13 protein-coding genes are annotated in these 14,655 nt (G+C 61.3%); 12 read left to right on the top strand and 1 reads right to left on the bottom strand.

What is annotated here, in order from left to right; all coding sequences use genetic code 11:
• The first annotated feature begins 162 nt into the window (after nucleotides 1–162).
• The 4 genes from NB311A_RS04620 (at nucleotide 163) to NB311A_RS04600 (ending at nucleotide 3,144) form a co-directional block, all read left to right on the top strand.
• Entirely contained in the window at nucleotides 163–378 is a 216-nt protein-coding gene (locus tag NB311A_RS04620) for a CsbD family protein (protein ID WP_009797300.1), read from the top strand.
• 232 nt (nucleotides 379–610) lie between these two features.
• Entirely contained in the window at nucleotides 611–1,378 is a 768-nt protein-coding gene (locus NB311A_RS04615) for a rhodanese-related sulfurtransferase (RefSeq protein WP_009797299.1), read from the top strand.
• A complete protein-coding gene (locus NB311A_RS04610) occupies nucleotides 1,371–1,583 on the top strand; it encodes a SlyX family protein (RefSeq protein WP_009797298.1) in 213 nt (70 codons plus the stop codon). The genes NB311A_RS04615 and NB311A_RS04610 overlap by 8 nt, the downstream gene beginning before the upstream one ends.
• A gap of 244 nt (nucleotides 1,584–1,827) precedes the next feature.
• The gene (locus tag NB311A_RS04600; RefSeq protein ID WP_009797296.1) at nucleotides 1,828–3,144 is read left to right on the top strand and encodes a DUF3422 family protein; all 1,317 of its coding nucleotides are present in this window, start codon (nucleotides 1,828–1,830) and stop codon (nucleotides 3,142–3,144) included.
• A gap of 48 nt (nucleotides 3,145–3,192) precedes the next feature.
• Here NB311A_RS04600 and NB311A_RS04595 read toward each other — a convergent pair whose 3' ends face one another.
• Nucleotides 3,193–4,179, bottom strand: coding sequence for a nitronate monooxygenase family protein (locus NB311A_RS04595; RefSeq protein ID WP_009797295.1), 987 nt, complete (start codon nucleotides 4,177–4,179; stop codon nucleotides 3,193–3,195).
• Nucleotides 4,180–4,518: 339 nt separating this feature from the next.
• Between NB311A_RS04595 and NB311A_RS04590 the strand changes: the two genes are divergently transcribed.
• The 8 genes from NB311A_RS04590 (at nucleotide 4,519) to NB311A_RS20020 (ending at nucleotide 14,536) form a co-directional block, all read left to right on the top strand.
• Nucleotides 4,519–5,145 (top strand): DUF2478 domain-containing protein, encoded by a 627-nt coding sequence (locus NB311A_RS04590; protein ID WP_245256925.1) that lies wholly within the window; start codon nucleotides 4,519–4,521, stop codon nucleotides 5,143–5,145.
• Nucleotides 5,146–5,268: 123 nt separating this feature from the next.
• The gene (locus NB311A_RS04585) at nucleotides 5,269–5,556 is read left to right on the top strand and encodes a hypothetical protein (RefSeq protein WP_009797293.1); all 288 of its coding nucleotides are present in this window, start codon (nucleotides 5,269–5,271) and stop codon (nucleotides 5,554–5,556) included.
• 464 nt (nucleotides 5,557–6,020) lie between these two features.
• Nucleotides 6,021–9,263, top strand: coding sequence for an ATP-binding protein (locus NB311A_RS04580; protein WP_009797292.1), 3,243 nt, complete (start codon nucleotides 6,021–6,023; stop codon nucleotides 9,261–9,263).
• A gap of 239 nt (nucleotides 9,264–9,502) precedes the next feature.
• Nucleotides 9,503–10,321 carry a formate/nitrite transporter family protein gene (locus tag NB311A_RS04575; RefSeq protein ID WP_009797290.1) on the top strand — a complete coding sequence of 273 codons (819 nt, stop codon included), beginning with the start codon at nucleotides 9,503–9,505 and terminating at the stop codon, nucleotides 10,319–10,321.
• 509 nt (nucleotides 10,322–10,830) lie between these two features.
• The gene (locus NB311A_RS04570; protein ID WP_040673971.1) at nucleotides 10,831–11,688 is read left to right on the top strand and encodes a shikimate dehydrogenase; all 858 of its coding nucleotides are present in this window, start codon (nucleotides 10,831–10,833) and stop codon (nucleotides 11,686–11,688) included.
• A 123-nt stretch (nucleotides 11,689–11,811) separates the two neighbouring features.
• Nucleotides 11,812–12,129, top strand: coding sequence for a FeoA domain-containing protein (locus NB311A_RS20025; protein ID WP_009797287.1), 318 nt, complete (start codon nucleotides 11,812–11,814; stop codon nucleotides 12,127–12,129).
• Nucleotides 12,126–14,006 carry a ferrous iron transporter B gene (locus tag NB311A_RS04560; protein ID WP_009797286.1) on the top strand — a complete coding sequence of 627 codons (1,881 nt, stop codon included), beginning with the start codon at nucleotides 12,126–12,128 and terminating at the stop codon, nucleotides 14,004–14,006. Before NB311A_RS20025 ends, NB311A_RS04560 begins: the two co-directional genes overlap by 4 nt.
• 350 nt (nucleotides 14,007–14,356) lie before the next feature.
• Nucleotides 14,357–14,536 (top strand): hypothetical protein, encoded by a 180-nt coding sequence (locus NB311A_RS20020; RefSeq protein WP_009797284.1) that lies wholly within the window; start codon nucleotides 14,357–14,359, stop codon nucleotides 14,534–14,536.
• The last annotated feature ends 119 nt before the right edge of the window (nucleotides 14,537–14,655 follow it).

Below are 14,655 nucleotides of genomic sequence, written 5' to 3'. Positions count from 1 at the left end.
TGAATCATGAGCGGATCGTCTCCTCGACCCGCTCATGAACTTTTCTTCTGGGACTCTTTATCTGAATCTGACTGAAGGCGGAACGGTACATGCCTTTCCGTCGCAGGAACCCTTCAGCGCATTGCACGTTATGATGCAGTCTGACGTGAAGGAGAAAGACTTATGGGTTCCACCACCGACAAGATCAAGGGTACCGCCAACGAAGCAATCGGCAAGGCCAAGCAGGGTATCGGCGAAGCAATCGGTTCGGAGAAACTTCAGGGTGAAGGCGCGATTCAGGAATTAAAGGGCAAGGGCCAGAACGCGCTTGGCGATGCCAAGGAAGCGACCAAGGACGCCGCTGACAAAGCAGCCGCCGCGATCAACAAGAAACTCTGATATAATAATACGTCGCGTTTTGACGTGAGTGTACCGGCCCTTGGTGGGCCGGTTTTTCAATGCGGCGAGTTAATCCCTGACCGTCGAGCAGCGGCGCGCCGAGCTTCCTGTGCAACGGGGAGATTGGTCCGCATGTCGAAGGAGCTAAAAGGACTTTGCATCCGCGATCTATCTCTCTATTTCGGTTCACGCGCGGGTTTCGCGACGCGATGCGGGCTGCTAAACCCGTCTCATGCTCAAGGTCGTCGCTTTGTATCAATTCACGCCGCTGCCGGATTTTCGCGAGTTGTGCGAACCGTTGCGCGCGCTGTGCGGCCGGTGGTCCATCAAGGGTTCGATCCTGCTCGCTGCCGAGGGCGTCAACGGCACCGTCGCCGGAATGCCCGACGCAATCGATGGGCTGGTGTCGGAACTACACACCGGCTCGTTGTTCTCTGGTCGGCTGAATAATCTGGAGCTGAGATTCTCGCGCGCCTCGACGATGCCGTTCGCACGGATGAAGGTCCGGCTCAAAAAAGAAATCGTGACGCTGGGCGACCCTGCGACCGATCCGACCCGTGCGGTCGGCGTCTACGTGGACCCCAGGGACTGGAATGAACTGATCGCCGCGCCCGACACATTTCTGATCGATGTTCGCAACGCCTTCGAGGTGGCGATGGGCAGCTTCGAAGGTGCGGTCGATCCGCAACTTGACCGTTTCGGAAAATTCAAGGATTTCGCCGCGCAAAAACTCGATCCTCGCCAGCATCGCAGGATCGCGATGTTTTGCACGGGCGGGATTCGTTGCGAGAAGGCAAGCTCGTATCTGCTGTCGCGCGGATTCGGGGAAATCTATCATCTCAAGGGCGGCATCCTGAAATATCTCGAGGAGATTCCTGAAAGCGAGAGCCGCTGGCGCGGCGAGTGTTTCGTGTTCGATGACCGAATCGCCCTCGGCCACGGGCTGAAGGAATCCCAACACGCGGTCCGGCTGATGGACGGAGCGCCCCGCGATGAGTGACGAGACTTTCGCCGATCGCATCGCCGCGCTGGAGATGCGCGCAACGTATCAGGAGGACACCATCGAGGCCCTGAATCAGGTCGTCACCGCGCAGTGGAAGCAGATCGACGCGCTGATGCGACAGATCGCCGAATTCGGCGAGCGCTTGCGGGAGGCGGAAGCCGGGCGGCCAGTGTCGGCCAGCGAGCCGCCGCCGCATTATTGAGATGGGCGTAACCCGTTTTCTCCGCATCGCCGTTGATCGGCAGCCGCTCTGGGCTTATCAGGAAGCGCGACACCGCGCGTCCCTGCCGCGGTCGTTGCTCACGCACCGTTCACTAGAGCATGATCCCGAAAAGTGGAAACCGGTTTCGGAAAAGATCATGCTCAAACAAAAAGATCAGCGATGAGTCTGATTCAACGCGGTTGAAACGGGCTCTAGGACAAGCGCGAACGCCGGAAAGGATCGCATGAGCGCGGAAGTCTCGATTGGGGACGCAGAGGCCGCCCGGCTTACGCCGCACCCGCTCCGAACCGCGATTCTTGGCGAGCTCCATGCGCGGCCCTTCACGCCGCTGACTGTCCCCGCCCGCATCCTGCATTTCGCGTTCGACACGGCCGGCGAGCGAGCGCAAGCGGATCGTGTCAACCTGGCGAAATTCTGCTCGGCGCGCGGGCTGCCCGTCCCGACCTTCTCTGAAAGGCACTACCGCGTGGCCTTCGGCACCACGGCGCTGCGGTGGGAGCAGCATTCCGAATTCACGACCTACACCTGGGAATTGCACTCTCCCGCCGATGGCATTCCGTTTCACCCGCCCGCCGCCGCGCTGGCTGCCCCGATGCAACTTGTGCCGCAACCCGGACCGTTGCTTGTTGCGATCGACATGCATGTGCTCGCCGACGGCCCCGCCACCCAGCCCCCGGAGCGGCTGTTCGAGCGGACCAGCCTGGCGCTTGCCGAAAACAGCGACGGTGCGGCGATCTACGCCACGGACTTCCAGCCCGATCCCTCCGGCTTCGTGCGGATTCTGATAGTCGACCGCAAGCTCAATCCCGACCGCGCCGGCGCACTGGCGCAACGCGTGATCGAAATCGAGACCTATCGCACGCTCGCTTTGCTCGGCTTGCCCGAGGCGCAGCGGCTCGCGCCTTCCATCAGCGCGGTCGAGCAGCGCCTCGCGGAAGTGACCGACAAGATGCGTAATAACGGCAATCTCGCGGACAACCGCCACCTGCTCGACGAACTGACGGCGCTGGCTGCTGAGGTCGAGGCCGGCGCGGCGGCCAGCGTGTTTCGTTTCGGCGCCAGCCGCGCCTATTACGAGATCGTGCAGCAGCGGCTGACCACTATCGGCGAGCGCAAGGTGTCCGGGCTGCCGACATGGACGTCGTTCCTGGCGCGGCGAATGGCGCCGGCGATGCGAACCTGCGTCACCACCGAGGCGCGTCAGGAAAACCTGTCGTTCAAGCTGTCGCGAGCGGCAAACCTGCTGCGCACGCGGGTCGATGTCGAACTCGAACAGCAAAATCAGGAACTGCTGAAATCGATGAACGCCCGCACCCGGATGCAGCTCCGGCTGCAGACCACGGTCGAGGGGCTATCGGTTGCGGCCATCACCTATTATGTCGTCAGCCTGTTCGGCTACCTTGCCAAGGCGCTCCATGAGTCCGGGATGGTCGCGATCGAGCCGGGTTACCTGACCGCGGGCTTCATTCCGGTAGCAGCGCTGGCGATCTGGTCTATCGTGCGCCGCATTCGCCACAAGCACATCGGCCACGACCGCTGATACTCTAAAACAAGCGGCCAGCCACGTGGTGATCTCCGCAAATCCACTCTACGCCGCTCTGCCGTCAAGCAGACATGTCAGGCGCTGACGGATGATGCGCTCCGCGCCGCTCATGACGCGGTCGATCAGCTCCTTGCAGCTTGGCACATCATGGATCAGGCCGACTGTCAGGCCGCAGCTCCAGGCTCCCGCATCCATGTCGCCCTCGATCATGACCCTGGGATAGATGCCGGCGACCTGCTCGATGATATCGTCGATCTTGAGGCTTTCGCCTTTCTCCCGTTCGATCTCCATCAGTCTCTCGACCTTGCGGTTGTTCAGCACGCGCTCGGTATTTCGTAGCGCACGCATGATCAGCCGGGTGTCGCGTTCGGAGGCCGCGACCAGCGCCTTCTTCACGTTGTCATGCACCGGCGCCTCCTTCGTCGCTATGAAGCGGGTGCCCATGTTCATGCCGTCGGCGCCGAGCGCCAGGGCGGCGACCAGGCTGCGCGCATCCGCCATGCCGCCCGAAGCCACGAACGGAATCTTGAGTTCGTCGGCGGCGCGCGGCAGCAGGATCATGTTGGGGATGTCATCCTCGCCCGGGTGGCCGCCGCACTCGAAGCCGTCGACGCTCACAGCATCGCAACCGATTTGCTCCGCTTTCAACGCGTGCCGCACCGAGGTGCATTTGTGGATCACCTTGACGCCGGCGGCCTTGAGCGCGGCCATGTGGGCTTCCGGATTGCGGCCCGCCGTTTCGACGATCCTGACGCCGCCTTCCACGATCGCCTGGATATATTCAGGGTAGGGCGGTGCGGTGAACGCGGGGAGGAACGTCAGATTCACGCCGAACGGCCTGTCTGTCATGCCGCGGCAGCGAGCAATCTCCTTTGTCAGCAATTCCGGCGTCTTCTGGGTCAGGCCGGTGATAATGCCGAGTCCGCCCGCATTCGAGACCGCCGACGCCAATTCGGCGAAGCCGACGTAATGCATGCCGCCCTGGATGATCGGATGCTGGATGCCGAACAGTTCCGTAATGGCCGTTTTCACGCAAAGCTCCCGATTCGCTGGCGGTGGCAGACGCTCCCGGCAAGCTCCCATTCTGCCGTCAATCCGACAAGCTGCATTCAGCGCGCCGGATCTACGCGGTGGCAGGTGGATCCTCCATAGGGGGATCACTTGACAGGCCGCTTGAGGTCGGTTTCATTTGCTTTCATAGACCATTCCGTGGCCTGCCTGTCGCAATGAGGCAGCCTATGTTGCTGATCGTGACGCCGCTTTGAAACAGCACCTGCGGCTTTCTCCGCGCCGGATTTTATGGCGCGGGCCGGGATAATGAGCGCCGCAAGAAAACCGGCAGCGATCAAAATCGAGACAAGAACTCAAGACATGGCTGATGCAGAAGAGGAAACGATGGAGCAACGCCGTGCTCCCCACATTTCCGCCGAGTCCGGCCCCGACACGAATCCGATCGGGGTCGTGGCCTATGATGATGGCCTTGTCAGAGATGCTCTCATGGCCCAATGCGCGGCCGACCTGGCCACCTCAGGCTACAGGCTCGGAGGCATCGTCCAATCAAATCCGCACCGGGAAGGCCGGCGGCGATGCGATATGTATGTCAAGGATCTGCTGGGCGGCGATGAAGTCAAGATCTCGCAGGACCGCGGCAACGAGGCGAGGGGATGCCGGCTCGACCAGGATGCGTTCGCGCGCATCGACGCCTGGATCGAGCGTGCGGTGCTCGAACATGTCGATCTGCTGATCATTAACAAATTCGGCAGGGAAGAAGCCCAGGGCCGGGGACTGCGCGCGGTCATCGCCGAAGCCTTGATCGCCGATATTCCGGTTATCATCGGCGTTTCCTCGCAGAATCTCGCGGATTTCCTGGCATTTGCCGGAGATTCCGCCACGCGTCTGAGGCCTGACATCGAGACCATGACGGCCTGGTGCCGCAACGCGATCGAACGGCGCGCTCACGATCAATGCGAGCCTGGACTTCCATCGGTGGGAGCATAAGTCAAAAGCCAGATTGCAACGGATCGGCGAAGAAAGGCTGCTGGCTGGATGAGCTGGAAAAGGCTAGTCTTACAGTCCGGCGTACATCTTAGTTCTCTGGCACAAAACAGATGAAGCGACGCGATGGATGATAAGCAGATCCTCCAGAATGCAACTCGCAGTGCGGCCCAGGCGGGCATGATCACGCTTGTGTTCGAGAATTTTACCGCCCAATTGATCCGATATGTCCTCAGCGGGCACCTCCTCGATGATACGTCCCTCATGGCGCTGCGAGACAACTGCCTCCGCGATCTCAAGAATTCCACGATCACCGGCATGTCGTTGCAGGACGAGGCGGAAATCTTCAGGCAGGCCGTCGAGAACGCGGAGAAGCTACTCGACGCGGCGATCGCCAGGGGGCGGGACTTCTAGGGCCTTCCCGTTTGATCGAATCAGAAGTGGGGCTCCATGAGCCTGATTTGACGCGTTTTCTTTACGCGGACCAGTGTCCGCTCCGCTCGAAAACGCTGCTCGCATCTGCGGCCGTTTTCGGCCGCCGTCCCGATAATGGTGCGATGCAACGGCGGTTTGCCGGCCGCCTCGCTCCGCTTGCGGGAGCCAGGGGGTGCTGCGCCTTTTCCCTCGCTGTTCTGATTTCCAGCTTGGCCAGGCACGTTGACGCCATGGTTTCAAGCCCGTACAGACCGAGCCTCGGATTTGTCCAGCTCCACGACGATGTTATAAACCATGGCGTTTCCGAGCGAAGCATGTCCTCGGCTCGACCCGAGGAGAGATACCGGTTCGCGTGAAGAAAACGCGTCAAATCAAAATCATAGGGGCTGCTTCTGATTCCATTGGAAGCGGAAGGGCTCTAGTTGTTCAGTGAGGTTTCCACGATGTCGGTATCCGTTAGCAGCACGATCGAGGAGATGCAGGCGGAGCGCAACGCGCTCGAAAGCTTTGCCAATGATCGCGCCCGCGACTTTGTCGGCAGGCAGTCGGTCCTTGCTCGCGTCACCGAGCTCTGTCTTTCCCCCGCCAGAGAGCTTTCCCCCACGAAAGAAGGCGCGCCATGGGGGATCTGCATCACTGGCGATCCGGGTTCGGGCAAAAGCGCGCTATTCGGCGAGCTTCTCCGCCGCATGAAGGAAACGGATGCTTTTGTTCTCGCTCATGCCGTGGAAGCCACCCCGCGGGCTTCATCGATCGATGCCATGCTGCGCCGCTGGATTGTCGAGCTCGGCAGCGCCCTCGGCGCTGGCGATGTTGACCTCGCCGACAATATCGACCCCGAGATTGTCGAGGGGGCTTTCGCGTCGCTGCTCGTGCGGATGGCCTCGCAACGGCGCGTCATTATCCTGATCGACGCGATCGATCAGTTCAAGAAGACCTCGCGGGGGAAGTTTACGACCTGGCTGCCGCGGCTCTGGCCGATCAATGCGCGCCTGGTCGCCACCGGCCTTGCCGGAGGCGCCTCCAAGGCGCTGACCGAACGCTCGGGCGTGGAAGCGCTGACTCTCCCGCCGCTGGAGGCGCCCGAAGCGATCATTGATGCGGTGTGCAAACGCAACCAGCGCAAGCTAGCCTCCCCGGTGATTGACGCGCTGCTCGCGAAGAAGCATGCGGGCGGGTCGGCTTGGGCCAATCCGTTGTGGCTGATGGTCGCGCTCGAGGAACTCGCGCTGCTCGATACCAGTGATTTTGCCGATATGCAGCGCGAATATGCTGGCCCTCCGGAGGAGCGCCTGCAGAACGCGATGCTGGACGCCGTCGGTGCAATGCCTACGGACATCCTGCTCCTCTATCGCGCGACATTCGATAGCGCGGCCGCGCTGCTAGGTCCGGCGACCGCGGCTGCGTTTATCGGTCTGCTTTCGGCAGGCCGGACGGGATGGCGCGAGAGTGACTTTCGTCAATTGTTGCCTCAGGTCAGCGGCGAAGCCTGGGACCAGAAGCGTTTCGCTGCGCTGCGCAATTCGTTCCGAAGCCAAATCCAGCAGCATGGCGATCTTGCGCAACTGGATTTCAACCACGCCCAGGCGCGGGCCGCCGCGCGCTCGCGCCTTGCCGCGCTGCGCGTTTCGAATCCCGAACTGCACCTGCTGATCGCAGATCACCTTCTGACGCTTGCGCCCGATGACCCGCTGCGGGCGACTGAAACCATGGTTCATCTTCTGGCAAGCAACGACAAGGTCCGCGCGGCTCGCTACTATGGCGATCCATCGCTTAGTGAAAAGGAGCTGCGGGGCGCCACGCACGCGCTCGCTGATGCGATCATCTCGCCGGCGACCGGCACTCCGGCGAACGCGGCCCGAGAGATATGTCGTTTGCTGGAGAACCCCGATAATTCTGTCCGCGCAGGCGTGGCCGAGCGGTTGCTTGTCAATTTTGACGATGTCGCGGGCCGGCACATTCCTTCCGATGTTCGCCTGATTGTCTTGAATGCTATCGAACAAACGTTCCAGCAACTGCTGCGCGCCGAATCCGACAACGCCGGCTGGCAGCGCAATCTGTCGGTCGCGCACGATCGTGTCGGCGACGTGCTGGTGGCGCAGGGCAAACTGCCTGAAGCGCTGAAGCCCTTCCGTGATGGATTGGCGATTCGAGAGCAATTGACGAACGCGCATCCCGACAATGCCGGGTTGCAGCACGATTTGTCGATCTCGCACGAGAAGATTGGCGACCTGCTTGCGGCGCAAGGCAAACTGGACGAGGCGCTGGAGTCAATCCGCAAGCAGCTTGCCATTGTCGAGCGGCTGGCGAACGGCGCCCCGGGCGACGCCGACCTGCAGAGCGAGCTGTCGCTGTGTTACGAGAAGATCGGTGAAGGGCTGATGGCGCAGGGCAATCTCCCGGAGGCCCTGGGAGCGTTCCAAAGCCAGCTCGAAATCACCGAGCGGCTGGCGCGCGGCGCCGACACAGACGACAATAAATGGCAGCGCGACCGGACGCTCGCTTACGACCGCGTGGGCGACGTGCTGTTGGCGCAGGGGAAGCTGCCGGAGTCTCTTGAATTCTTCCGCAACGGGCTCACGATCAAAGAGCGGGTCGCCAAGGCTCATCCCGATAACACGAGCTGGCAGCGCAGTCTGTCAATCTCTCATGATCGTATCGGAGACGTGCTGGTGGCGCAGGGCAAGCTAGCCGACGCGTTGAAATCTTTCCGCACAGGGCTTGAGATCGCCCAGCAGCTGGTGCGCACCGAGCCCGAAAATGTCGGGTGGCAACGTGATCTGTCGGTGTCGCATGCCAAGATCGGCGACGTGCATGTGGCGCAGAGCAGTCTGTCCGACGCGTTGAAATCCTTCCATGAAGGTCTGACGATCAGGCAACGTCTGGCAAATGCCGACCCCGACAATGTTGACTGGCAGCGCGGTCTGGCGGTGTCCTACGATCGCATCGGCGACGTGCTGATGGCTCAGGACAATATGGGCGATGCGCTGCAATCCTTCCAGGACCAGTTCGCGATTGCCGAGCGACTGGCGCGGATCGACCCGGGCAACGCCGGCTGGCAGCGCGATCTGTCCGTTTCCTATGAGAAAGTCGGCGACGTGCAGATGGCGCAGGGTAATCTGCCCGAGGCGCTGAAATCCTATCGCGCGGGCCTCGCGATCAGAGAGCGGCTGGCGCGCAACGATCCCGATAACGTCAACTGGCAGCGCAGTCTGTCGGTGTCGCACGATTGTATCGGCGACGTGCTGGAAGCACAGAGCGAACCGGATGAGGCGCTGAAATCCTTCCGCGCGGGGCTTGAGATCAGGAAACAGCTGGCGCAGCGCGATCCTGACAACATCGGCTGGCAGCGCGATCTGACGGTATCTTACGATCGTATCGGCGAAGTGCTGGAAGCGCAGGGCAATCTTGAGGAGGCCGAGAAATCCTTTCTTGAAGGACTTGCGATTATGGAGCGGCTGTCGCTTGCCGATCCCGGTAACGTCGATCTGCAGCGGGGTGTTGCCGTAAGCCAGGGGCACTTGGCGGAGATGTATCGCCGGTCCAACGATCACAACAACGCGCTGGCCGCGTTGCGGCAGGGACAAGCTGCCATGGAACGGGTTGTCATGCGCGCACCCGACAATGCCGGTTGGAAAAAAGATCTGGACTGGTTCACCGAACAGATTGCGACATTGACGGATTAATCGGTTCGCCCCGCAGATAAACGAAGATGAGTGCGCCGCGCTCCGCAGTCGTGTGCTGCGGATCGGCCGCGCGTGGTGTTTGGAGCGCCCGACGAGTTTCTGCGCCGCGTCAAGTTCGATTCGCCTGTGACACTTCGTCTCGACATTGCGCGATATTCAGATATCTGATATGCATTTGAGCGATAGCGGCGGCGCCTGCTCGGCGGCGACCGGAAAAATCAAATGCAGGGGGGAACGCAATGGCCGATTATGCGAACGCCAGCGTTGTAATCGAAACGGTGCCGCCGTCCGACATGGGTGCGGCGCTGGCGGCGGATGCCGCCAAGAAGGCCAAGTTCGGTACTATTCACCTACTCATTCGCGGTTTCTTGTGTACACCCTTTCTGGCCTATGGAGCCTGCGTGACCTTCGCCATGGTTGCAGCAGGCATACCGCTCGCGGTAGCCGGACTTGTCTTCCCGGCGGGTTACGTCACGCTGAGCTTCCTCGGCCTGGAGATGGCGACCGGCAGTTTTGCGACAATGCCGATCGGCATGTACGCCGGGACGATCACGCCAATGCAACTCGTCCGCAACTGGTTCTGGACCCTCGGCGGCAATCTGCTCGGAGGCATATTCTTCGGCTGGCTGTTGTGGTTCTCCTTAACGAAGGGCGGCGCCATCCCGCCGGACAGCATGCTCAAAGTCATCGCCCACGTTGCGGAAACCAAAGTGAGCTATGTCCATTACGGCGTAATTGGCTGGTGCGCCGCGATTGGCAAGGGCGTGCTTTGTAACTGGCTGGTGAGCCTGGGGTCTGTCATGTCCAAAGCCACGCGCAGCACCGTGGGCCGTGTGGTGCTGATGTGGATCCCGATCGGGATGTTCTTTGCGCTGGGCTTCGAGCACACCGTGGTCAATATGTGGCTCTTCCCAACCGCCATTCTCTCCGGCGCCAACGTGACCATTTACGAGTGGTGGATTTGGAATCAGGTTCCGGTCACCATCGGCAATATCCTGGGCGCGATGGTGCTCAACGGCACCCTGTGGTACTTCACGCATACCCTACAGCGGGAGTAGGCGCGACTGCGCGGCTCCGTGTCCGTGCTTTGCAATATGCGCGGGGGATAGCCTGTTCGAACAGCGATGTTGTTCGGCCGCCTATGGCCCGCGCATCCCGTTATCGACAGAAGAATTATCGGGTTGAGCCCGAAGGCGCTATCCTGAACCCTGCTTCTGCTTCATTCAGAAGCGGGGCTCTCGCGTCGAGAGTGCGCCGCCTTCCCAGCGCGTCATCGGTCAGTGATAATCTGACTAAGAGGGCGTGATCCGCGCGACCGCGTCGCCTGCGGTGCGCTGGAGTTCCTGACCCACGGCGTCGCGGCCGCCATCGACACGGGGAAGCCACCCCTGGTGGCCGCTGATATCAAGACGTCTCGCGATGAGCGCGCAGCCTGCCGCCGTGCTCCATGTCGGGGCCTATGTTGCCGCACGGACGACTTCGCCGACCGGCATTGACAGGCGCCGCAGCTTTCACGATGTCATCCGGTGGTTCGCCTGATGGTCGGGCGTATCATACAATGGAACCCATGATGACAGCCGAGACAACAGGCCGGGCCGCCTGCCTGATCGGATGGCCCGCGGCGCATTCGCGCTCGCCCCTGATCCATCACTATTGGCTGCGCTTGCACCGAATAAAGGGCGGCTACAGTATTGAGGCGATTCCGCCTGAAGGATTCGCCGAATTCGTCATGCATCTCTCGGCGCGCGGCTTTGTCGGCGCCAATGTCACGATCCCGCACAAGGAACGTGCGCTGCAATTAACGGAGCCGGACGAGCGCGCGAGAGCCGTCGGCGCCGCCAACACACTTTATTATGAAGGCACTACCCTGCGGTCCACCAATACCGATGTCGAGGGTTTCATCGGCAATCTGGATGCCGTCGCGCCGGGCTGGGACCGCATCGAAGAGGCGCTGGTGCTTGGCGCCGGGGGATCGTCGCGGGCCGTGGTGTTTGGCTTGATCGAGCGGGGCATCAGGCGCATCCATCTTGTCAACCGCACGATGGAAAGAGCGCAACTGCTTGCGGATCAATTCGGGACGACGGTTGTCCCGGCGGCTTGGAACACGCTTGGCGATGTGTTGCCGCGCATCGGTCTGCTCGTGAATACCACGTCGCTCGGCATGACCGGGCAGCCGCCACTTCATATCGAGTTGCCGCTGCTGCCGCGGGAGGCGGTGGTCGCCGATCTCGTCTATGTTCCTCTGGAAACGCCATTGCTGGCGGCGGCGAGGGCGCGAGGCCTTAGAACCGCGGATGGCCTCGGGATGCTGCTGCATCAGGCTGTGCGCGGATTCGAACTGTGGTTCGAGTTGCGTCCCGCGGTGACGCAGGAGTTGCGTAAGCTGGTCGAGACCGATCTCCGGACATCTCAGCCTGCGACCTGAGATGCCCTTTGTTTTTAATCATTCTAGCAAAGTTCAATCAATGCTCTGTGTCTTGACCCCCACGAGAGCTTGATCCACTGGATAGGATAAGTCACGGCGTCGTCCCCTCAGTCAGCGAGCATCATGTCCGATCCCGATACCAGAACTCTTGAAGCCATGCAGACCACGCCGCTCGGCCTCGCGCAGCGCGGCTTTTGCGGCCGGGTCAGCGCCATCATGGTCGGCGGTGACCACCTCGGCGTGTCGGCGAACGAGATCGAGCGGCGTCTTCTTGAACTCGGCATCGTCGAGGGTGCGTCGGTTCAGATCCTGCATGAGGGACCAATAGGCCGGGATCCGATCGCGGTCCGGGTCAATGGCACGACGATAGCGCTGCGCCGGCGCGAAGCGATGGCGATCATGGTCGGTGAACATGACCGAGCCGCGAAAACCGTTCCATGACTGCAATCGATGTGAATGACTGGCGCATCGCGCTGGTTGGAACACCCAACTGCGGCAAGACCGCCTTGTTCAACGCGCTCACGGGCAGCCGCCAGAAAGTGGCCAACTATGCCGGCGTCACGGTGGAGCGTAAGTCGGGAGTTTTGCACACCGCATCCGGCCACCGGGTCGATCTGATCGACCTGCCGGGGACTTATTCATTGCGGGGCCGGAGCCCGGACGAGGACATCACTCGCGACGTCATTCTCGGCAAGCTTGCCAGCGAAAGCCCGCCGGACTTTCTGCTCTGCGTGGCCGACGCCACCAATCTTCGCGTGGCGCTGCGACTCGTGATCGAATTGAAGCGCGTCCGCCGGCCGATGCTTTTGGTGCTGAACATGATCGACATCGCGCGGCGTCGCGGCGTCGACATTGATCTGGACAAACTCTCCGCGGAGCTTGGCGTGCCGGCTGTCACATCGACTGCCGTGCGACGCGGCGGTATCGACGATTTGCTGCGCCGGATCGACGACATCGCCGGCAAGCCGACCGGGGAGATTGTCGCGAGCGAGTGGACCACGCCCGCCGTATCCGACCTGCGCGCAGCGCAGCGAGAGGCCGATCGCGTGATCGGCGCCGCGGTCAGCGAGCCGGCCAAGCCCGATACATGGACCACGCGGGTGGATGCCGTTTTGCTGCATCCGGTGTGGGGAATGGTCGCCTTGCTTCTGCTGTTATTCGTTATGTTCCAGGCCGTGTTCGCCTGGGCCGAACCGGCGATGGACCTGATCTCTGGTGGCTTCGACGCGCTCGGCGCGTTTTCGGCGACCGTGCTGCCCGAAGGATTGCTGCAGAGTTTCGTCCAGAACGGCGTGATCTCGGGCGTTGGCAGCGTCCTCGTGTTCCTGCCGCAGATCCTTATTCTGTTCCTGTTCATCCTGCTGCTCGAAGACCTCGGCTACATGGCGCGCGCGGCCTTCCTGATGGATCGCATCATGGGCGGCGCCGGACTGCACGGCCGCGCCTTCATCCCGCTGCTGTCGAGTTTTGCCTGCGCGATTCCAGGGATCATGGCGACGCGGGTGATCGACAACAAGCGCGACCGGCTGACCACCATCATGGTCGCACCCCTGATGACCTGCTCGGCGCGCATCCCGGTCTATACGTTGATCATCGCGGCTTTTGTGCCGAACAAGCCGGTGCTCGGCATTCTCGGATTGCAGGGGCTCGTGATGTTCGGCCTCTATGCAGCGGGCATCTTCAGCGCGCTCGCGGTGTCGTTCGTGGCCAACCACTTTTTCTGGCGTGACAGCGCGACGCCGCCCTTCATGCTGGAACTGCCGGATTACAAGCTGCCGCAGTTGCGCAGCGTGCTGATGAATCTTTATCAGCGCGCGATGGCGTTCCTGAAGCGCGCCGGCACGACGATCTTTTCCATGATGGTTCTGATCTGGTTTCTGGCATCGTTCCCGCGTCCACCCGCGGGCGCCACCGAGCCTGCGATCGATTTCAGCCTTGCAGCCATGATCGGCCGCTGGATCGAACCTGTGCTCGCGCCGATCGGCTTCAACTGGCAGATCAGCGTCGCTCTTATTCCCGGCATGGCTGCGCGCGAGGTGGCGGTCGCTTCACTCGGTACCGTCTATGCCATCGAAGGGGGCAACGAGGCGGCGGAGCAGGTCGGTCACATGCTGGCCGGGCAATGGAGTTTCGCGACGGCGTTGGCGTTTCTCGCATGGTATGTCTTTGCGCCGCAATGCGCCTCGACGCTTGCCGTCATCAAGCGCGAGACCGGCGGGTGGCGTTGGGTGCTGATCACGTTCTTCTATATGCTGTCGATGGCGTATCTGGCGGCGTTCGTCACCTATCGCGTCGCGCTGGCGATGGGTTGGGGCTGATCGCCGTTCGGCGTGCGCGCCTCCGTCGTTTCGGTCGGACCTCGAAAAACATGATGCCTCCGCAGGTTCGAAGGTGGGTCGGTATCCACTTTCGCCGGAACCGGCGCTTACCTGTTAGCGTTACATAGAGGTTCCGCTCTGATTGAAATCAGAACGGAGCTTCATGAACTTGATTTGGCGCAGTTTCTTCACGCGAACTGTCTCCACTTCATTCGAAAACGCTCTGGAGCATGATCCCGGACGTGCAAACCGGTTCTCGGAAAAGATCATGCTCAAACAAAAAGATAAGCGATGAGTCCGGTTCAACGCAGTTGAAACAGACTCTCGTCTGCCAGACCGGGAGAGAAGCTATGGCGCGTGACGGTGAAACGGACGATCGACGCCAAAAAACCAAGGAAGAACTGGACAAGGAACTCCAACGCGGCCTGGAAGAGTCGTTTCCCGGGTCGGACCCGTTGAGCGTTACCCAACCAGCTCCAGAAAAGCCGACCGAAAAACCTAACAAGGATCAAACCAATCCTCGCCATTAAGGTCTTGCATGAAGCGTCGCATGGTGTGCCCGGGTCCCTCTTGTGACCTGCAACAGGCTGTGGATCTGGTTTTCCCCACAGTTCCGGTAACGGTTCATTATATTTTTTGAAGTGGTCTT

This window comes from Nitrobacter sp. Nb-311A, assembly GCF_000152905.1.
Taxonomy (GTDB): Bacteria; Pseudomonadota; Alphaproteobacteria; order Rhizobiales; family Xanthobacteraceae; genus Nitrobacter.
This window is presented reverse-complemented; position numbering and strand designations above follow the sequence as displayed.

Coding starts and splice junctions, on each gene's coding strand:
- NB311A_RS04620 (WP_009797300.1), top strand. CDS start 163: ATGGGTTCCACCACCGACAAGATCAAGGGTACCGCCAACGAAGCAATC.
- NB311A_RS04615 (WP_009797299.1), top strand. CDS start 611: ATGCTCAAGGTCGTCGCTTTGTATCAATTCACGCCGCTGCCGGATTTT.
- NB311A_RS04610 (WP_009797298.1), top strand. CDS start 1,371: ATGAGTGACGAGACTTTCGCCGATCGCATCGCCGCGCTGGAGATGCGC.
- NB311A_RS04600 (WP_009797296.1), top strand. CDS start 1,828: ATGAGCGCGGAAGTCTCGATTGGGGACGCAGAGGCCGCCCGGCTTACG.
- NB311A_RS04590 (WP_245256925.1), top strand. CDS start 4,519: ATGGCTGATGCAGAAGAGGAAACGATGGAGCAACGCCGTGCTCCCCAC.
- NB311A_RS04585 (WP_009797293.1), top strand. CDS start 5,269: ATGGATGATAAGCAGATCCTCCAGAATGCAACTCGCAGTGCGGCCCAG.
- NB311A_RS04580 (WP_009797292.1), top strand. CDS start 6,021: ATGTCGGTATCCGTTAGCAGCACGATCGAGGAGATGCAGGCGGAGCGC.
- NB311A_RS04575 (WP_009797290.1), top strand. CDS start 9,503: ATGGCCGATTATGCGAACGCCAGCGTTGTAATCGAAACGGTGCCGCCG.
- NB311A_RS04570 (WP_040673971.1), top strand. CDS start 10,831: ATGATGACAGCCGAGACAACAGGCCGGGCCGCCTGCCTGATCGGATGG.
- NB311A_RS20025 (WP_009797287.1), top strand. CDS start 11,812: ATGTCCGATCCCGATACCAGAACTCTTGAAGCCATGCAGACCACGCCG.
- NB311A_RS04560 (WP_009797286.1), top strand. CDS start 12,126: ATGACTGCAATCGATGTGAATGACTGGCGCATCGCGCTGGTTGGAACA.
- NB311A_RS20020 (WP_009797284.1), top strand. CDS start 14,357: ATGGCGCGTGACGGTGAAACGGACGATCGACGCCAAAAAACCAAGGAA.